This is a genomic window from Pseudomonas sp. B6002 (genome assembly GCF_013385985.1).
Lineage (GTDB): Bacteria > Pseudomonadota > Gammaproteobacteria > Pseudomonadales > Pseudomonadaceae > Aquipseudomonas.
Window position 1 is genome coordinate 1 of record NZ_JACAOY010000003.1, and the last position, 18,188, is coordinate 18,188.

Annotated in this window: 17 protein-coding genes; 8 read left to right on the plus strand and 9 right to left on the minus strand. The window is 59.6% G+C overall.

Going from position 1 to position 18,188, the window contains the following annotated elements:
* Nucleotides 1-43: 43 nt before the first annotated feature.
* The 4 genes from HX792_RS02850 to HX792_RS02865 form a co-directional block, all read right to left on the minus strand.
* Nucleotides 44-451, minus strand: a complete 408-nt coding sequence (locus HX792_RS02850; RefSeq protein WP_176994681.1) for a SufE family protein — start codon at nt 449-451, stop codon at nt 44-46.
* Entirely contained in the window at nt 448-1,653 is a 1,206-nt protein-coding gene (locus HX792_RS02855) for an aminotransferase class V-fold PLP-dependent enzyme (RefSeq protein ID WP_176994682.1), read from the minus strand. The genes HX792_RS02850 and HX792_RS02855 overlap by 4 nt, the downstream gene beginning before the upstream one ends.
* Before the next feature lie 64 nt (nt 1,654-1,717).
* Complete coding sequence (dapD, locus tag HX792_RS02860) at nt 1,718-2,752, minus strand: 2,3,4,5-tetrahydropyridine-2,6-dicarboxylate N-succinyltransferase (RefSeq protein ID WP_176994683.1); 1,035 nt, start codon at nt 2,750-2,752, stop codon at nt 1,718-1,720.
* Between the two features lie 33 nt (nt 2,753-2,785).
* Nucleotides 2,786-3,094, minus strand: a complete 309-nt coding sequence (locus HX792_RS02865) for an arsenate reductase (protein WP_231982825.1) — start codon at nt 3,092-3,094, stop codon at nt 2,786-2,788.
* 267 nt (nt 3,095-3,361) lie between these two features.
* On the opposite strand from HX792_RS02865, the gene HX792_RS02870 reads away from it, so the two are divergent.
* Nucleotides 3,362-5,005: a Na+/H+ antiporter gene (locus HX792_RS02870; protein ID WP_176994684.1), complete on the plus strand. Its 1,644-nt coding sequence runs from the start codon at nt 3,362-3,364 to the stop codon at nt 5,003-5,005.
* Here the strand turns inward: HX792_RS02870 and HX792_RS02875 are convergent.
* From HX792_RS02875 to map, 5 genes are all read right to left on the minus strand, one after another.
* Complete coding sequence (locus tag HX792_RS02875; RefSeq protein WP_176994685.1) at nt 4,995-5,729, minus strand: M12 family metallopeptidase; 735 nt, start codon at nt 5,727-5,729, stop codon at nt 4,995-4,997. The genes HX792_RS02870 and HX792_RS02875 overlap by 11 nt on opposite strands.
* Nucleotides 5,730-5,885: 156 nt before the next feature.
* Nucleotides 5,886-6,602, minus strand: a complete 717-nt coding sequence (locus tag HX792_RS02880) for a M12 family metallopeptidase (protein WP_176994686.1) — start codon at nt 6,600-6,602, stop codon at nt 5,886-5,888.
* 172 nt (nt 6,603-6,774) lie between these two features.
* Nucleotides 6,775-7,974 carry a succinyldiaminopimelate transaminase gene (gene dapC, locus HX792_RS02885; RefSeq protein WP_176994687.1) on the minus strand — a complete coding sequence of 400 codons (1,200 nt, stop codon included), beginning with the start codon at nt 7,972-7,974 and terminating at the stop codon, nt 6,775-6,777.
* A gap of 146 nt (nt 7,975-8,120) precedes the next feature.
* Complete coding sequence (locus tag HX792_RS02890; RefSeq protein ID WP_176994688.1) at nt 8,121-10,823, minus strand: [protein-PII] uridylyltransferase; 2,703 nt, start codon at nt 10,821-10,823, stop codon at nt 8,121-8,123.
* A gap of 64 nt (nt 10,824-10,887) precedes the next feature.
* The gene (map, locus tag HX792_RS02895) at nt 10,888-11,682 is read right to left on the minus strand and encodes a type I methionyl aminopeptidase (protein ID WP_176994689.1); all 795 of its coding nucleotides are present in this window, start codon (nt 11,680-11,682) and stop codon (nt 10,888-10,890) included.
* Nucleotides 11,683-12,069: 387 nt separating this feature from the next.
* Between map and rpsB the strand changes: the two genes are divergently transcribed.
* The 7 genes from rpsB (at nt 12,070) to ispC (ending at nt 18,152) form a co-directional block, all read left to right on the plus strand.
* Entirely contained in the window at nt 12,070-12,807 is a 738-nt protein-coding gene (gene rpsB, locus HX792_RS02900; protein ID WP_003189158.1) for a 30S ribosomal protein S2, read from the plus strand.
* 202 nt (nt 12,808-13,009) lie between these two features.
* Nucleotides 13,010-13,873, plus strand: coding sequence for a translation elongation factor Ts (tsf, locus tag HX792_RS02905; protein ID WP_176994690.1), 864 nt, complete (start codon nt 13,010-13,012; stop codon nt 13,871-13,873).
* Between the two features lie 211 nt (nt 13,874-14,084).
* Nucleotides 14,085-14,828: a UMP kinase gene (gene pyrH / locus HX792_RS02910; protein ID WP_003189161.1), complete on the plus strand. Its 744-nt coding sequence runs from the start codon at nt 14,085-14,087 to the stop codon at nt 14,826-14,828.
* Nucleotides 14,825-15,382 carry a ribosome recycling factor gene (gene frr, locus HX792_RS02915; RefSeq protein ID WP_016974404.1) on the plus strand — a complete coding sequence of 186 codons (558 nt, stop codon included), beginning with the start codon at nt 14,825-14,827 and terminating at the stop codon, nt 15,380-15,382. Before pyrH ends, frr begins: the two co-directional genes overlap by 4 nt.
* 17 nt (nt 15,383-15,399) lie before the next feature.
* Complete coding sequence (uppS, locus tag HX792_RS02920) at nt 15,400-16,155, plus strand: polyprenyl diphosphate synthase (RefSeq protein WP_016974405.1); 756 nt, start codon at nt 15,400-15,402, stop codon at nt 16,153-16,155.
* Nucleotides 16,156-16,965, plus strand: a complete 810-nt coding sequence (locus HX792_RS02925; protein WP_176994691.1) for a phosphatidate cytidylyltransferase — start codon at nt 16,156-16,158, stop codon at nt 16,963-16,965.
* Nucleotides 16,962-18,152 (plus strand): 1-deoxy-D-xylulose-5-phosphate reductoisomerase, encoded by a 1,191-nt coding sequence (ispC, locus tag HX792_RS02930; RefSeq protein ID WP_176994692.1) that lies wholly within the window; start codon nt 16,962-16,964, stop codon nt 18,150-18,152. Before HX792_RS02925 ends, ispC begins: the two co-directional genes overlap by 4 nt.
* Nucleotides 18,153-18,188 lie beyond the last annotated feature (36 nt).

The following is an 18,188-nucleotide window of genomic DNA, read 5'->3' on the forward strand; positions in this document are numbered from 1 at the left end:
CCAAGATTACTTGACCAGTTCAAGCCAGCTCCCACATTTGTTTTTATGTATAGCCCAACGCTCGCATGCGCTGCAGGACCGCGTTAAGGCCATTGCTGCGGGACGGCGACAGTTGGCGGGAAAGCCCCAGCTGGTTGAACCAATCCGGCAGATCAACGGCCTGCAACTCGGCGGCCGTCAACCCATTCACCCGCGCCAGCAGCAATGCCACCAACCCGCGAATCATCCGTGCATCGCTGGCGGCAGCAAACTGCCAACGGCCATCCTGCAAGTGCCCCACCAACCAGACCAGGCTTTCACAGCCCTGCACCAGGTTGGCGTCGACTTTATCCCCGTCGGCCAGGGCCGGCAGACGTTCGCCCCATTGCATCAGCATCCGCGCGCGCTGTTCCCAACTGCCGACAGCCTGGAAGGCTTCAAGCGCTGCCACTGCATCCACCGGCAAACTCATCGCAGCATATCCAGCGCTTGATCCAGCGCTTCAAAGAAACGCTCCAGATCGTCGGAGTCGTTGTACAGCGCCAGGGACACACGAATCGCCCCCGACAGTTGCATCGCCTTGAGCAACGGCATCGCACAATGATGACCGGCCCGCACGGCAATGCCTTGCTCAGTCAGCAGGTGGGCAAGATCAGCGTTGTGCACGCCCTCGACCACAAAACTGACCAAGGCCACCTGTGGCGATCCCAGTACCTGCACGCCCTTGCGCGCTTTGAGCCCGCGCAACAAATAGTCGTGCAAGGCGGCTTCGTGGGTGATCACTGCGTTTTGGTCCAGCGAACCCAGGTAGTCCAGGCTGGCCCCCAGGCCGATTACGCTGGCGATCGGCGGCGTGCCGGCTTCGAAACCCAGGGGCGCCGGGCGAAAGCTGGCGCTGTGGTAGTCGGCCTGTTGCACCATCTCGCCACCAAACTGCCAGTGGCGCAGGTGATGCAGGGCCTCGTTGCGACCAAACAGCACGCCGACGCCGTCCGGCCCGTAGAGTTTGTGGCTGGAGAAGACATAGAAGTCGCACCCCAGGGCCTGTACGTCGTGACGGCCATGGACGATGCCCTGGGCACCGTCGACGACGGTCAGTGCGCCATGTGGCTGGGCCAGTGCCAGCAAGGCGTCGAGTGGCTGCCAGGCGCCGAGCACGTTGGACAACTGGCTCACCGCCAGCAGGCGCGTGCGCGGGCCGATCAGTTCGGCGGCGGCGGCAAGGTCAATCACGCCGTCGTCACCCAGGGGCAATACCACCAGGTTCAGCGCGCGGCGTTTGGCCAGTTGCTGCCAGGGCAGCAGGTTGGCGTGGTGTTCCAGGGCGCTGATGACAATCTCATCGCCCGCATTGAATAAGTGCTCAAGGCCATAGGCCAAGAGGTTCAGCGCCGACGTCGCGCCGTGGGTGAACACGATTTGCCCGCTGTCACCTGCATTCAACCACTGCGCGACCTTGCTGCGGCTGTCTTCAAACGCCTGAGTCGCGTGAGCCCCCGGCAAATGCTGGGCACGGTGCACATTGGCTGCGCCATTGGCGTAGTAATGGCTGATGGCATCCAACAGGGCTTGGGGTTTTTGTGTGGTGGCGGCGTTGTCCAGGTAGGTCTGGTCTTGCCGTTGCAGGGTGGCGATGGCCGGGAAATCGGCGCGCCAGGGAGAGGGCACAAGCATGGTGATAAAGACTCGTATAAGCGAGCCCCGGGGTGGGGGCTCGCTAGTGGCATCGAGTGGCTGCTTAGTTGTGAGCGTGCAGCGCTTCGTTCAGTTCGATGGCCGATTTGTGGGTTTTGCACTCCACGGCACCGGTCTCGGAGTTGCGGCGGAACAGCAGGTCCGGCTGGCCGGCCAGTTCGCGTGCCTTGACCACCTTGACCAGTTGGTTCTGCTCGTCCAGCAGCGCAACCTTGGTGCCGGCGGTGACGTACAGGCCCGACTCCACGGTGTTGCGGTCGCCCAACGGGATACCGATACCGGCGTTGGCGCCGATCAGGCAGCCTTCGCCCACCTTGATCACGATGTTGCCGCCACCCGACAGGGTGCCCATGGTGGAGCAACCGCCGCCCAGGTCCGAGCCCTTGCCGACGAACACGCCAGCCGATACACGGCCTTCGATCATGCCCGGGCCTTCGGTGCCGGCGTTGAAGTTGACGAAACCTTCGTGCATCACGGTGGTGCCTTCGCCCACGTAGGCGCCCAGGCGGATACGGGCCGCGTCAGCGATACGCACGCCGGCCGGAACCACGTAGTCGGTCATTTTCGGGAACTTGTCCACCGAGAACACTTCCAGCAGCTCGCCACGCAGGCGCGCTTCCAGTTGGCGTTCGGCCAGTTCGCTGATGTCGATGGCGCCCTGGCTGGTCCAGGCCACATTCGGCAGTTGCGGGAACACACCGGCCAGGCTCAGGCCGTGGGGCTTGACCAGGCGATGGGACAGCAGGTGCAGCTTGAGGTAGGCCTCAGGCGTGGAGGTCAGTGCGGCGTCTTCGGCCAGCAGGGTGGCGACCAGTGGCGTGTGGCTTTCAGCCAGGCGATTGAGCAGCGCGGCTTGGGTCGCATCGACATTCTTGAGCGCATCAGCCAGTTGCAGTGCTTGGCTGATAGTGAAGGTGATCGCCTGGTTGCCTTCGGTGTAACCGAGGATCGGTGCGATGGCGGCGATGATCTCGGCCGATGGGTTGAGCAGCGGTTGTGCGTAAAACACTTCCAGCCAAGCACCTTGGCGGTTCTGAGTGCCGACGCCGAAGCCCAGGCTGAACAGGGAATTGGACATGCTGTTACCTCTACAAAAATGGAAAGGGCTGGCCTACTTGAGGGCCGCCGAATAACTATCTGGCTTGAAGCCAATCAGGGTTCTGTCACCGAGATCAAGCACCGGGCGCTTGATCATCGAAGGTTGTGCGAGCATCAATTCAATGGCTTTCGACTGATCGAGATCGGCTTTGCGTTCGTCTTCGAGTTTGCGAAAGGTGGTGCCCGCACGGTTCAAAACCACCTGCCAACCGTGCTCGTTGCACCATTGGGTCAAGTGTTCGCGGTCAATACCGGCCGTTTTGTAGTCGTGGAACTCATAGCTCACAGCGTGCTCATCGAGCCAGGTGCGGGCCTTTTTCATGGTGTCGCAGGCTTTGATGCCAAAAAGGTGCAACGTTTTGCTTGAAGCGGTCAAGGAATTGCCCCCTTTGAGCGTGTGAAAACGGAAGGTCACGGATTATGCCACGACCAGCGGGTTTGAGTGCCGCTCGTCATGCCGGCGTGCGACTTATGTGCAAATGCCAGGCTGCAGCCAGGTGGGTAACATAGCTGGGTTATATGGCACTTCAACGGCGAGTTGTTGCCGTATGTGTGTCGTTGCACGTCGATTGTCCGGGAAAACCGCTTTATGCAAACCGCCTACACCGTTCTTATCCTGCTGATGCTGGTCAGCGTTTCGCGTCTGGTCGGGCGTGTGATTCCTCTGCCGTTACCCCTGGTGCAAATTGCCGCCGGTGCCTTGCTGGCGTGGCCCACGCTGGGGCTGCACGTGGCGCTCGACCCGGAGCTGTTCCTGTTTCTGTTCCTGCCACCGTTGTTGTTCTCCGATGGCTGGCGCATGCCCAAGCGTGAACTGTGGCGGTTGCGTGGGCCGATCCTGACGCTGGCAGTGGGGTTGGTGCTGTTCACGGTGGTCGGTGCCGGATACTTCATTCATTGGATATTGCCTACGATCCCGCTGCCGGTGGCCTTCGCCCTGGCGGCCGTGTTGTCGCCGACGGATGCCGTGGCCGTGTCGGCCATTTCCCAGAACCGCCTGCCCACACCGCTGATGCACATGCTGCAAGGTGAAGCCCTGATGAACGATGCATCGGGCCTGGTGACCTTCAAGTTCGCCCTGGCCGCTGCGTTGACCGGGGTGTTTTCCCTTGCGGATGCCAGCCTTACGTTTGTCCTGGTGGCCGTCGGTGGTTTGGCCGTGGGTGTTGCGCTGAGCTGGCTGGTCGGCCGCCTGCGCGCGTGGATGATTGCCCGGGGGTGGGATGACCCGGCGACCCACGTGGTGTTCATGTTGCTGCTGCCGTTTGCCGCGTATGTGTTGGCTGAGCGTCTGGGGGCCTCGGGCATTTTGTCCGCGGTCGCAGCCGGCATGATGCAAAGCTGGCTGGACCTGTTGCCGCGCCAGACCAGCACGCGCCTGCTCAATCGCAGTGTGTGGTCGCTGCTGGAGTTTGCCTTCAACGGTTTGATCTTCTTGCTGCTGGGCCTGCAACTGCCGGACATCATCAAGGCGGTGGTGAGTCATGAGCCGACATTATGGCCGGCCCTGTTCTATCGCTGTCTCGATGTGATCGGGATCTTCCTGGTGCTGGTGGTGTTGCGGTTTGTCTGGGTGCAGAGCATTTGGCGGCTGTCAGGGTTGCTGCGCAGGCTGCGTGGGAAAAGTGAGCTGACACTGGTGCCGACCGCGCGCTCTTGCTGGCTGCTGACCGTCGGCGGCGTACGCGGTGCCGTAACCCTGGCCGGTGTCATGTCGGTGCCACTGCTGTTGGCGCCGGGCCAGGATTTTCCTGAGCGTGACCTGCTGATCTTCATTGCCGCAGGGGTGATTCTGTTGTCGCTGATCGCCGCATGCATTGCCTTGCCGCTGCTGTTGCGCGGTATCGAAAAGAGCCCGGATGAGAAGCGCCACAAGGAAATTCGCGAGGCCTGGAAAAAGACCGCCGTGGCCGCGATCCATGCCCTGGAAACTGAAGAACCGGCCGAAGCCGAACCCCAGGACGCTGCCCAGGCTGCGCTCGCGACTGAGTTAAAGGCGCGCTTGATGTCAGAATACCGCCACCAGTTGGAAGTGTTCAACGACTCGGCCGAGGCCCAGGCGCTGGCGCACCAGATGGACCTGCTTGAACGCAAGTTGCGCCTCAAAGCCCTGCGGGCACAGCGCCTGGAATTGTATAGCTTGAGCCGTCACCACCAGATCGGTGATGACGTGCTGCGTGAGGTGTTGGCCGAGCTGGATATGAGTGAGGCGAACCTGGGGCTCAAGAAGTAGCGGCTTCTGCTTTTGGGTAGGCTTTTTTTGCCCAGGCGATGTCCCCATCGCTCAACGACCAGTTTTCAGACTGTCCCCAACCTCCATGGGTCAGGTGAGGGCTGATTTCATAGTGCATGAGCGAGTCGCCATCGTAGGGCAGGAAGTCGTATTGGTCGGAGCGAGGCAGAGGGAGCACGTTTTTTTGCACACCTTTCCGGTCTAGCCCGGCGATACGGTTATAGCCCTCATACACTTTGTCCATATCCCACGGAATGTTGGCGTCAGGGTGTTGATGGGCATGATGAGCGCCGAGCATATGACCGAATTCATGCATCACCACATACTTGAATCGTGGGTGCGTATGGTCCCTTGGCAATGACATGGTGGGGCTTGCGGGAGACATATCGAGCGCCTTTGTCCCTATGGCTGAGCTACCCCCTTCTTCATTGTTTATATTCTGAGTAATGCGAACGTCGCCTTCCTCTCCAGGCACGAACTCGAACTTCAGATTGATGTGGGGCAGCCATTCGCTGGCGGCTTTCTTGACGGCCGATACGTAGGGATCGTCCATGTCGTAGTCATACATGGCGATTTTGATCGTACTGTCTTGGGGCCAGTATTTGGCGGGTTCACCAATGTTGCGCCGGTTTCTGGAAAGGGGTTGTGCGGCGTCGGCAATATTTTCGAAGGACGAAGCAGCAGGTGGGTAGTGGAAAACGGGTAGGGAGCTGACGGCTATCATGTGTACTTTCCTGCGACGACTGAGGACGAATGTGTTGGTTTATTCGTTCAGGTCGCAGGAAAAGTTCCGAGCGTGTTGTGTGAGGATGTTAACCAGTGTCTCGCATCCGGCATATTGCTGGCGGTGTCGAGAGCAGTGGCAATACCCGAAACAGTATTAATCGTCCAATAATTGGACATGCGTTGGCGGGTAAAGTAATGCTATAAATTGCTTGTCGCCTTCCGATATGTCCTCGTTGAAAGCCACAGCGACGCCATTGCTCGTAACCTCTGCCGGAACTTTGTAGTGCATCACGGACCTCGAGTCATAGGTCGAGGTAATGGTGGTTTTCGAATCGGGAGGGTTTAAAAAATTCTCGTCGGTGTCCTGTCGTGTATGACCCAGTTTCCCGGATTCCTCGTACAGTTTTTCCTTATCCCACTGTATCTCGTTATCCGGATGCTGATGTTCATGTAACAATCCAAGCGCATGCCCGAACTCGTGCCGGATAGTGTGGTTGAGCATGTCGGCCGTCTGAAGGAGGTCAATGTGCATCGTGGGTTCGTGCAGAGGCTTTAGTTTTGCCTCGGTACCGATGGCAGACCAGTTTCCAGAACCGTCGTCTTTACCCGATATCCTGATGTCGCCGTCTCGGGTGTTGATGAAGTTGAACTTCAAGTTTGTATAGGGTTGCCAGAGATTTATATTTTTCTTTATGTATTCTATTGCTTTCTCTGGCATGTCGAATATTGAGATATTCAACGTTGAACCTTGCGGCCATAAGTATTGAGTCGAGGCGATGCCGCGAGCGTGCCTGATGAGTGTCGGCTCGGCTATTTGGGCTTGAATGAGTGCGGGGTCGTTATAAGCGTAGCGAGAGAGATTATTGATCATCTAAGTGTCAGGGCCATCTTCGGTGGGTAAGAGCGTCCATTCAGTTCATGAGTCCGCCCGTTTGGTGGTGGGCCCTGAGTGACCAGTTCCATGCCGGTGATTGAAGTGCCAGGCCGCGGCTTTCGGCGGGTCGCCTCCCCGCACTGCATTGCACAGTGCGGGTTTTGCGGAATTACTGACGGCGTTGAATGAAATCGCGAATCCGCTCTGCGGCTTCAACGCACTCCGCCAATGGCGCAACCAACGCCAGGCGCACACGCCCGGCACCCGGATTGAAACCGTCGACTTCACGGGACAGGTACGAACCCGGCACCACCGTCACATGTTCTTCCACGAAGAGATCCCGGCAGAACGCCGCGTCGTCGCCCTTCACATTCGGCCACAAGTAGAACCCACCGTCAGGGCTTTGCACATCCAGTACCGGCTTGAGAATCGCCAGTACCGCGTCGAATTTCTCGCGGTACAGGTCGCGGTTTGCCAGCACGTGGGCTTCATCTTTCCAGGCAGCGATGCTCGCCAGTTGGGTTTGCACCGGCATCGCGCAACCGTGGTAGGTGCGGTACAGCAGGAAGGCCTTGAGGATGTCGGCGTCGCCGGCCACAAAGCCGGAGCGCAGGCCCGGCAGGTTGGAACGCTTGGACAGGCTGTGGAACACCACGCAACGCTTGAAGTCCTGGCGGCCCAGCTCGACGCAGGCACTCAACAGGCCCGGTGGCGGGGTTTGTTCGTCGAAGTACAGCTCGCTGTAGCACTCGTCGGCGGCGATCACGAAGTCATATTCGTCTGCCAGGGCGATGAGTTTTTTCAGGGGGTCGACCGGAATCAGCGCGCCGGTTGGGTTGCCTGGGGAGCACAGGAACAGGATCTGGCAGCGTTTCCAGATGTCCGGCGTCACGGCATCGAAATCCGGGTTGAAACCGTTGGCATCCAGGCACGGCAGGTAGTGCGGCTTGGCCCCGGCCAGGAACGCCGCGCCTTCGTAGATCTGGTAGAACGGGTTCGGGCTCACCACCAGGGCGTCGTCACCGCGATTGACCACGGTCTGGGTGAAAGCGAACAGCGCCTCGCGGGTGCCGTTCACCGGCAGGATGTTACGCGCCGGGTCGAGCCAACCCTTGGGTACATTGAAGCGGCGTTCGCACCAGGCGCCGATGGCCTCGCGCAGGGCCGGGATGCCGAGGGTGGTCGGGTACACCGCCATCTGGTCGAGGCTATCAGCCAGGGCCTTGGCGACGAATTCCGGGGATTTGTGCTTCGGTTCGCCGATGGACAGCGCAATCGGGCGTTTTTCCGGGTTCGGCGTGACGCTGCCGAGCAGGGCGCGCAGTTTCTCGAACGGGTAGGGCTGCAGCTGGTTCAGGGCGTTGTTCATGTAAGCCTCTATCACGGTGAACACCGACCTTGTGGGAGCTGGCTTGCCTGCGATGGCATCGCCTCGGTACACCTGAGGCACCGACGTGGCCGTATCGCCGGCAAGCCGGCTCCTACAAAAAGGGTCGTGTTCACAAAGTTAACAATTCAAATGGTCAGGCGTGTCAGTTCAACGCCGGGTTCCTGGGTCACGCTCAACTGCTGCACGATGGCTTCCTGCAAGCGCAGGCACAGCTCCGGGTCGGACAGCGGTTGGTTGTCGGCGTCGGTGATGAAGAACACGTCTTCCACGCGCTCGCCGAGGGTCGCAATCTTGGCGTTCTGCAACGACAGATCGAACTCCAGGAAAATCCCGCCGATGCGTGCCAGCAGGCCCGGGCGGTCCGGTGCGCTGAGTTCCAGCACGGTCACCGGCCGTTGGGCGTCGTTGGAGATGGTCACCTGGGGTGCAAACGCAAAGTGCTTGAGCTGGCGCGGTACCCGGCGCTGGATGATGGTCGGGTAGTCGTCAGGGTTGCGCAGGGCCTCGGTAAGGCCTTCGCGGATCTTTTTCACCCGCACCGGGTTGTCACCGATCGAGTCGCCGTCGGTGTCGAGCACGATGTAGGTGTCGAGGGTGAACTGGCTGCTGGAGGTGATGACCCGTGCGTCATGGATATTCAGGTTGAGTTGGTCCATGGCAGCCACGGTCACGGCAAAGAAGTCGTGCTGGTCCGGCGCATAGATGAAGATCTGCGTGCCGCCTTCGAATTCGCGCTGGGTGGTTTCCTTGATCAGCACCAGCGGCCCGCCATCGGCCGGTTGCTGCAGGATCGCGTCACTGTGCCAGGCCACGTCGCCGGCGGTGTGGCGCAGGAAGTAGTCATCGCCCAGTTGCGACCAGAGTTGCTCGACGTCGTCCGGGTCATTGCCGCCACGCACCAGGATGTCCAGGGCTGCGCTTTGGGTGCGACGGATCTGCTCTTCGCGGTCCACCGGGTTTTCCAGGCCACGGCGCAAGGCGCGCTTGGTCTCGGTGTACAGCTGGCGCAACAGGCTGGCGCGCCACGAGTTCCACAGCGTGGGGTTGGTGGCGTTGATGTCGGAGACGGTCAGCACGTACAGGTAGTCGAGACGGGTTTCATCGCCGACGATACCCGCGAAATCGTGGATCACCTGCGGGTCGGACAAGTCCTTGCGCTGGGCGGTGGTCGACATCACCAAGTGGTTTTGCACCAGCCAGACGATCAGGCGGCTGTCCCACAGGGGCAACTGGTGGCGCTGGCAGAACGCCTCGGCGTCGACGGCGCCGACTTCGGAGTGGTCGCCATGGCGGCCCTTGCCGATGTCGTGGTACAGGCCGGCCAGGTAGATCAGTTCGGGCTTGGGCAGCTTGGCCATGAGTTTGCTGGCCAGCGGGAATTTCTCTGACACCTGGGTGTACTGCAACTTACGCAGGTGCTTGATCAGGTTCAGGGTGTGGGCGTCCACGGTATAGATGTGGAACAGGTCGTGCTGCATCTGCCCGACGATAAAGCCGAATTCCGGCAGGTAGCGCCCGAGGATGCCGTAGCGGTTCATGCGCCGCAGGTTGCGGTGGATGCCGATCTTGCACTTGAACAGCTCGATAAACAGGCTGGTGTTGCGGATATCGTTGCGGAACTCATCGTCGATCAGGTGACGGTTTTCCCGCAGCAAACGGATGGTATCGGCGCGCACGCCCTTGATTTCCGGCTGCTGGGCCATCAGCACGAAGATCTCCAGCATGGCGAACGGGGTGCGTTTGAAGACGTTGTCGTTGCGCGCCTCGATATAGCCGTCGTGCAGTTGGAAGCGTGAGTTGATCGGCTGAGGTGGTGCTTCGTCCTCAGGAGCGAGGATCACTTCTTCGAAGTGCTGGATGATCAGGTCGCTGAGCTGGGCAATGCTCATGACCACCCGGTAGTACTGCTGCATGAAGCTTTCGATGCTGGTCTTCGCGTCTTCGCCTTCAAACCCCAACAGGGTGGCGATGGAGCGTTGGTGGTCGAACAGCAGGCGGTCTTCGGAGCGCCCGGCGAGCATGTGCAAGGCGTAGCGCACTTTCCACAGAAACTCCTGGGAGGCGGCCAGCAGGGCGTTTTCGCTTTCCACCAGGAAGCCTTCGCCCGCCAGGGCACGCAGGTTCAGGGTGCCGTACTGGCGACGGGCAACCCACAAAATCGTCTGGATATCCCGCAGGCCACCGGGCGAGCCTTTGACGTTGGGTTCCAGGTTGTATTCGGTGTCGTTGTATTTGTGGTGCCGGGCCTTCTGCTCGGCGCGTTTGGCCAGGAAGAAGTCCTTGCTCGGCCACATGTGCGCGGTGCTGGTGACTTCGAGCATGCGCTGGCGCAGGCGTTCGGGGCCAGCGATGGTGCGGCTTTCCATCAGGTTGGTGATGACGGTCAGGTCGGCGCGGGCTTCTTCGGTGCATTCGTCCACCGAGCGCACGCTCTGGCCAACTTCCAGGCCGATGTCCCACAGCAACGTGAGAAAGCGCTCGATGGAATCGCGAAAGATCTCATGGTCAGCGCTGTCCAGCAGGATCAGCAGGTCGATGTCGGAGTAGGGGTGCAGTTCGCCGCGCCCGTAACCGCCGACGGCCACCAGGGCGATGTCGGCGTCTTCGCTCCAGCTGAACTGCTCCCAAGCCTTTTGCAGGATGTTATCGACGAACCAGGCGCGGTCCTCAATCAGCCTGCGGATGTCCCGGCCACTGCGAAAGCGCTCATCGAGCACCTCGCGGGCCTGGCGGATAGCCTTCTTGAAGGCGGCGATGGGGCTTGCCTTCAACGCCAGTTCGGCCTGGAACTGGCCACGGTCGAAGAGTTCGGGATCCACCTGGGGCATCGATCGGTTTTCCTTTCTATCTATCAGTCAGTCACAACACAGTGGGGGAAAACCTAAGCAAGCTTTACGCCGAAGCCGCACCCGACGTGCGCGGGATCGTGTCGTCGGCGCGCAGGGTGAAGATTTCGTAGCCGGTTTCGGTGACCAGCAGGGTGTGTTCCCATTGGGCCGAGAGCTTGCGGTCCTTGGTGATGGCGGTCCAGCCGTCGCCCAGCACCTTGGTGTCGGCCTTGCCCTGGTTGATCATGGGCTCGATGGTGAAGGTCATGCCTGCTTTCAGCTCCATGCCGGTGCCGGCGCGGCCGTAGTGCAGGATCTGTGGCTCTTCGTGGAACACGGTGCCGATGCCGTGGCCGCAGAACTCGCGCACCACCGAGAAGCCGTTCTTTTCCGCGTGCTTCTGGATCACTTCACCGATGTCGCCCAGGCGGCAGCCGGGTTTGACGATTTCGATGGCCTTGTACATGCATTCCTGGGTCACCTGGGACAGGCGCTCGGCCCAGACCGGCACAGTGCCGACGTGGAACATGCGGCTGGTGTCGCCGAAGTAGCGGTCCTTGATCACGGTGACGTCGATGTTCAGGGTGTCGCCGTCCTTCAGGGGTTTGTCGCCCGGGATCCCGTGGCAGACCACGTGGTTGACCGAGGTGCAGATCGACTTGGGGAAACCCTTGTAGTTCAGTGGGGCAGGGATGGCCTTTTGCACATTGACTATATAGTCGTGGCAGATCTGGTTCAGGGTGTCAGTGGTGACGCCGGGCTTGACGTGTTCGGCGATCATTTCCAGCACGTCGGCAGCCAGTTTGCCGGCGATGCGCATGCCGGCGATGTCTTCGGCGGTTTTCAAACTTACGGTCATACAGGCTCTCTCTAGCGCGACGCGCTGAAATCAATACGGTTTACGGGCGTGCGACAAAAGGTTACAGAATTCGCACAAGCCACAAAAAACGCGATTCTAACAGACGATGGCGTCAAATCATGAGCCTCTGATAATCGCTTCTCTCTATAAGGTAGGGGGTTGTGGGCTCTATTCAAGGGCTTGCGTGAAAGCGGTCGACGGCAGATGTGATTGCGGGTTTCGTTTTCGTCGATGCTGTGGTATAAAATGCGCCGCTTTCCGGGGATACCCCGCAAAGCTTAAATCCACACACGTGTCGACACGATGACCTGGGTGCCGGAGGCCTTGATGCCGCTGGTTGGTCATTGGGATACGTGGAGGCCAAACCCGACTTATTAAGGAACTATCATGTCCCAAGTCAACATGCGCGATATGCTGAAGGCCGGTGTGCACTTCGGTCACCAGACCCGTTACTGGAACCCGAAAATGGGTAAATACATTTTCGGCGCGCGTAACAAGATCCACATCATCAACCTTGAAAAAACCCTGCCAATGTTCAACGAAGCTCTGACTTTCGTAGAGCGTCTGGCCCAGGGCAAAAACAAGATTCTGTTCGTCGGCACCAAGCGTTCCGCTGGCAAGATCGTTGCTGAAGAAGCAGCACGTTGCGGTTCGCCGTACGTCGATCACCGCTGGTTGGGCGGCATGCTGACCAACTTCAAAACCATCCGTGCTTCCATCAAGCGTCTGCGTGACCTTGAAGTACAAGCCGAAGACGGTACTTTCGCCAAGCTGACCAAGAAAGAAGCGCTGATGCGCTCCCGTGACCTGGAAAAGCTCGATCGTTCCCTGGGTGGTATCAAGGACATGGGCGGTCTGCCTGACGCACTGTTCGTTATCGACGTTGATCACGAGCGCATCGCGATCACCGAAGCCAACAAGCTGGGCATCCCTGTTATCGGCGTAGTCGATACCAACAGCAGCCCGGAAGGCGTTGACTACATCATCCCAGGCAACGATGACGCAATCCGCGCTATCCAGCTGTACATGGGTTCGATGGCTGACGCTGTAATCCGTGGTCGTAACCACGTTGCTGGTGGTACCGAGCAGTTCGTTGAAGAAGCTCCGGTAGCTGCCGCTGAGTAATAGCGCCCTGGCGTTGACTCAGTAAGCAAAAAGGGGGCTTGGCCCCCTTTTTGCCACCTCGAAAACCATTTGTCGGCGCTCACTTGTGACAGCGCAACCTAGCGACTGTAACGTGCAGCAGCCTACAAGGGTGATTCGGGAAGAATTGATCGCCCGTTTGATCGGGTGGAATGGTTGAAAACCTATCCAAGAGGATTTTGAAATGGCAGAGATTACTGCAGCGTTGGTTAAAGAACTGCGTGAGCGTACTGGCGAAGGCATGATGGATTGCAAAAAGGCCTTGACCAAGGCCGGCGGCGACATCGAAAAAGCCATCGACGACATGCGTGCTTCGGGCGCCATCAAGGCTGCCAAGAAAGCCGGCAACGTCGCTGCTGAAGGCGCTATCGCTCTGAAAGAAGACGGTAAATCCGCTGTTCTGCTGGAAGTGAACTCGCAGACCGACTTCCTGGCTCTGCAGGACGACTTCAAGGCATTCGTAGCTGCCAGCGTTGAAAAAGCATTCGCTGACAAGCTGACTGCTGTTGAGCCTCTGATCGAAGCTCAAGAAGCTGCTCGCCTGGTACTGGTCGGCAAGGTTGGCGAAAACGTCAACATCCGTCGCCTGGTCCGAGTTGAAGGTGACGTGGTTGGTGGTTACCTGCACGGCAACAAGATCGGTGTAGCGGTTGTTCTGAAAGGCGGCGACGTAGAGCTGGCCAAAGACATCGCTATGCACGTTGCTGCAAGCAACCCTGAGTTCCTGCTGCCTTCGGAAGTTTCGGCCGAAGCGATCGAGCGTGAAAAAGCTGTATTCCTGCAGCTGAACGAAGAAAAAATCAAAGGCAAGCCAGAAAACATTGTTGAGAACATGGTCAAAGGCCGTATCAGCAAGTTCCTGGCTGAAGCAAGCCTGGTTGAGCAGGCGTTCGTCAAGAACCCTGAAATCAAGGTTGGCGACCTGGCCAAGAAAGCCGGTGCTGAAATCGTTTCCTTCACCTACTTCAAAGTAGGCGAAGGCATCGAGAAGCCGGTCGACAACTTCGCTGAAGAAGTTGCTGCCCAGCTGGCTGCCGCCAAGCAATAAGACAGTTTTAAACTGTCGCCCGAAAGAGGCTGCCCGCTCACGCGCGCAGCCTCTTTTCAAATGGGAAGGCCGATTTTATTTGGCTTCCCCTCGGAACTGGCTTACAAAGCCGTGTTCCGATGGCGCTGTGATAGCGTCCAGCTAGAGTGAACGCAAGCCGTAAACGGCTCGCCAAGAATTTTTAAAAAATACGCCGCAGGAGAGATTCGCAATGGCTCAGCAGGGCAGTGGTTATCAGGCTCGCTATAAACGCATTCTACTCAAGCTTAGCGGCGAGGCCCTGATGGGCTCGGAAGAGTTCGGGATCGATCCCAAGGTGCTCGACCGCATGGCGCTGGAAGTCGGCCAACTGGTCGGTATCGGCGTGCAAGTCGGCCTGGTGATCGGCGGTGGCAACCTGTTCCGCGGTGCGGCACTGAGTGCGGCCGGCATGGATCGGGTCACGGGCGACCACATGGGCATGCTGGCCACTGTGATGAACGCCCTGGCCATGCGCGACGCCCTGGAGCGCGCCAATATCTCGGCCATCGTGATGTCGGCTATTTCCATGGTCGGCGTGACCGATCACTATGATCGTCGTAAAGCCATGCGCCACCTGAACTCCAAGGAAGTGGTGATCTTTGCCGCTGGCACGGGTAACCCGTTCTTCACCACCGATTCGGCTGCCTGCCTGCGTGCCATCGAGATCGATGCCGATGTGGTGCTCAAGGCCACCAAGGTGGATGGTGTGTACACCGCAGACCCATTCAAAGACCCGCATGCCGAGAAGTTCGATCATCTGACCTACGATGAAGTACTGGATCGCAAGCTGGGCGTGATGGACCTGACGGCTATTTGCCTGTGCCGCGACCACAAGATGCCGCTGCGCGTATTTAACATGAACAAGCCCGGCGCCCTGCTGAATATCGTACACGGCGGCGCGGAAGGGACTCTGATCGAGGAAGGCCAACAATGATCAACGAAATCAAGAAAGACGCCCAAGCGCGTATGCAGAAATCCCTGGAGTCTCTGAGCCACGCATTCGGCCAGATTCGTACCGGCAAGGCGCACCCGAGCATCCTGGGCAGCGTGATGGTGCCTTACTACGGCGCTGACACCCCGCTGAGCGGCGTGGCCAACGTCACCGTGAAAGACTCGCGTACCCTGCAGGTCGTGGCATTCGAGCGCAACATGCTCGCCGCGGTCGACAAGGCAATCCAGAGCGCCGGCCTGAACCTCAACCCGACCAACCTGGGTGAGTTGCTGCTGATCTCCATGCCAGCCCTGACCGAGGAAACCCGCAAGGGCTTCACCAAGCAGGCGCGCAGCGCAGCAGAAGATGCCCGTGTTGCCGTGCGCAACATCCGTCGCGATGCCTTGGGTGACCTGAAGAAGCTGGTCAAGGACAAGGAAATCAGCGAAGACGAAGAGCGTCGTGCGGTTGCCGATATCGACAAGCTGACCAAAGATGCCGAGGCCCAGATCACCAAGGCCACGGAAGAAAAAGAAAAGGACCTGATGGCCGTATAAGGGGTCAGGACGCCTTCATGGAAAAGACCAAGCAGACTGTACCCTCTGTGGTGCCGCGCCATGTCGCGATCATCATGGATGGGAATAATCGCTGGGCGAAGAAACGCTTTATGCCGGGTGTAGCCGGGCATAAAGCGGGTGTCGATGCGGTGCGGGCTGTGATTGAGGTGTGCGCCGAAGCCAAGGTCGAAGTGCTGACCTTGTTCGCCTTCTCCAGTGAAAACTGGCAGCGCCCTGCCGAAGAAGTCAGTGCCTTGATGGACCTGTTCTTCAAGGCCCTGCGTCGTGAGGCCAAACGCCTCAACGACAACAACATCAGCCTGCGCATCATTGGTGATCGCTCGCGGTTTCACCCGGAGCTGCAGGCAGCCATGCGCGAGGCGGAAGCTATCACGGCCGGCGCCAACCGTTTTGTGCTGCAGATTGCCGCCAACTACGGCGGTCAGTGGGATATCGCGCAAGCGGCGCAACGCCTTGCCCGCGAAGTGCAGGCCGGTCATCTGCGGCCGGACGACATTACGCCCGAACTGCTGCAAACCTGCCTGGTCACCGGTGACCTGCCGTTGCCGGACCTGTGCATCCGTACCGGTGGTGAGCACCGCATCAGCAATTTCCTGCTGTGGCAGCTGGCTTATACCGAGCTGTACTTCTCCGACCTGTTCTGGCCGGACTTCAAACACGATGCCATGCGCAATGCGCTGGCCGATTTCGCTTCCCGTCAGCGTCGCTTCGGTAAAACGAGCGAGCAGATCGAAGCTGGAGCCCGGGTTTAAATGCTTAAACAACGAATCATCACTGCACTGATCCTGCTGCCGATCGCCCTGTGCGGGTTCTTCCTGCTCGATGGTTCCGGCTTTGCGCTGTTCATCGGCCTGGTCGTGACCCTGGGCGCCTGGGAATGGGCGCGCCTGGCGGGTTTCAATGCGCAATTGCCGCGCGTGGTGTACGCCGCCGTGGTCGCGGTGCTGCTGTTTCTGATGCATACCCTGTCGAGCATCGTCGTGCCTTGGGTGTTGGGGGCGGCTGTGTTGTGGTGGGCGCTTGCGACCTTCCTGGTGTTGACGTTTCCGCGCACCAGCGGTCACTGGTCCAGCGTTGCCAGCAAGCTGGTGATTGGTTTGTTGATTCTGCTGCCGGCCTGGCAAGGGTTGGTGGAAATCAAGAATTCGCCCATGGGCAACTGGCTGATCATGGCGGTAATGGTCTTGGTGTGGGGCGCTGATATCGGCGCGTACTTCTCAGGTCGGGCCTTCGGCAAGCGCAAGCTGGCGCCGGCTGTCAGCCCGGGCAAGAGCTGGGAGGGGGTGTACGGCGGTCTGGCATTGACCCTGGTCATCACGCTGGTGGTTGGTGTTGTACGCGATTGGTCAGCCAAGGAGATCTTCCTGGCGCTGTTGGGTACCACTGTCGTCGTGTTTATCTCCGTAGTCGGCGACCTCACTGAAAGCATGTTCAAGCGCCAGGCCGGGATCAAGGACAGCAGCAACCTGCTGCCAGGTCACGGTGGTGTGCTGGACCGTATCGACAGCCTGACTGCTGCGATTCCTATCTTCGCCGTACTGTTGTGGATGACCGCTTCGTGAGCCGCCTGCAGCAAGTGACCGTGCTGGGTGCGACCGGCTCGGTAGGGTTGAGCACCCTGGATGTGATCGCGCGTCACCCGGACCGTTATCAAGTTTTCGCCTTGACCGGGTTTACCCGCCTGAATGAGCTGCTGGCCTTGTGCGTGCGCCACGCGCCGCGTTTTGCTGTAGTGCCTGAGGCGGCGGCAGCCCGTGGCTTGCAGGAAGACCTGCGGGCAGCCGGTCTTGCCACTCAAGTGTTGGTGGGCGAGGAGGGACTTTGCCAGGTTTCGGCAGATGCCGAGGTCGATACCGTCGTGGCAGCCATCGTTGGTGCTGCGGGCCTGCGTCCGACGCTCGCGGCTGTTGATGCGGGCAAGAAGATCCTGCTGGCCAATAAAGAAGCGCTGGTGATGTCCGGCGCACTCTTCATGCAGGCGGTGCGCAAGAGCGGCGCCGTATTGCTGCCTCTCGACAGTGAGCACAATGCGATCTTCCAGTGCATGCCGGGGGATTTTTCCCGTGGTCTGAGCCAGGTCGGTGTGCGTCGCATTCTGCTGACCGCTTCGGGTGGCCCGTTCCGTCAGACGCCGTCGGCGGAGCTGGAGCATGTCTCTCCTGACCAGGCTTGTGCTCATCCGAACTGGTCTATGGGGCGCAAAATCTCCGTAGACTCAGCCAGCATGATGAACAAGGGCCTGGAGTTGATCGAAGCCTGCTGGCTGTTCGATGCCCGGCCGGATCAGGTTGAGGTGGTGATTCACCCACAAAGTGTGATTCATTCCCTGGTCGACTATGTGGACGGTTCGGTATTGGCGCAGTTGGGCAACCCCGACATGCGCACACCGATCGCCAATGCCCTGGCGTGGCCTGAGCGGATCGATTCCGGGGTCGCGCCTCTGGATCTGTTTGCCATCGCCCGCCTGGACTTCGAGGCGCCGGACGAGCAGCGCTTCCCTTGTCTGCGCCTGGCGCGACAAGCGGCCGAGGCCGGCAACAGTGCGCCGGCCATGCTCAATGCGGCTAACGAAGTGGCGGTGGCGGCGTTTCTTGATGGGCGCATCCGCTTTCCGCAGATCGCGAGTATCATCGAGGACGTGCTGAGCCTTGAGCCTGTGGTCGCGGTGAATGACCTGGGCGCGGTGTTCGAGGCGGATGCAAAGGCTCGAGCGCTGGCCGGGCAATGGCTGAACCGCAATGCGCGTTAGTCTGTCGGCGCAGTAGGCCTTCGGGCACTGGATTGG

Coding starts and splice junctions, on each gene's coding strand:
- HX792_RS02855 (WP_176994682.1), bottom strand. CDS start 1,653: ATGCTTGTGCCCTCTCCCTGGCGCGCCGATTTCCCGGCCATCGCCACC.
- dapD (WP_176994683.1), bottom strand. CDS start 2,752: ATGTCCAATTCCCTGTTCAGCCTGGGCTTCGGCGTCGGCACTCAGAAC.
- HX792_RS02865 (WP_231982825.1), bottom strand. CDS start 3,094: ATGAAAAAGGCCCGCACCTGGCTCGATGAGCACGCTGTGAGCTATGAG.
- HX792_RS02890 (WP_176994688.1), bottom strand. CDS start 10,823: ATGCCCCAGGTGGATCCCGAACTCTTCGACCGTGGCCAGTTCCAGGCC.
- HX792_RS02850 (WP_176994681.1), bottom strand. CDS start 451: ATGAGTTTGCCGGTGGATGCAGTGGCAGCGCTTGAAGCCTTCCAGGCT.
- frr (WP_016974404.1), top strand. CDS start 14,825: ATGATCAACGAAATCAAGAAAGACGCCCAAGCGCGTATGCAGAAATCC.
- HX792_RS02880 (WP_176994686.1), bottom strand. CDS start 6,602: ATGATCAATAATCTCTCTCGCTACGCTTATAACGACCCCGCACTCATT.
- HX792_RS02925 (WP_176994691.1), top strand. CDS start 16,156: ATGCTTAAACAACGAATCATCACTGCACTGATCCTGCTGCCGATCGCC.
- HX792_RS02875 (WP_176994685.1), bottom strand. CDS start 5,729: ATGATAGCCGTCAGCTCCCTACCCGTTTTCCACTACCCACCTGCTGCT.
- rpsB (WP_003189158.1), top strand. CDS start 12,070: ATGTCCCAAGTCAACATGCGCGATATGCTGAAGGCCGGTGTGCACTTC.
- map (WP_176994689.1), bottom strand. CDS start 11,682: ATGACCGTAAGTTTGAAAACCGCCGAAGACATCGCCGGCATGCGCATC.
- pyrH (WP_003189161.1), top strand. CDS start 14,085: ATGGCTCAGCAGGGCAGTGGTTATCAGGCTCGCTATAAACGCATTCTA.
- dapC (WP_176994687.1), bottom strand. CDS start 7,974: ATGAACAACGCCCTGAACCAGCTGCAGCCCTACCCGTTCGAGAAACTG.
- tsf (WP_176994690.1), top strand. CDS start 13,010: ATGGCAGAGATTACTGCAGCGTTGGTTAAAGAACTGCGTGAGCGTACT.
- HX792_RS02870 (WP_176994684.1), top strand. CDS start 3,362: ATGCAAACCGCCTACACCGTTCTTATCCTGCTGATGCTGGTCAGCGTT.
- uppS (WP_016974405.1), top strand. CDS start 15,400: ATGGAAAAGACCAAGCAGACTGTACCCTCTGTGGTGCCGCGCCATGTC.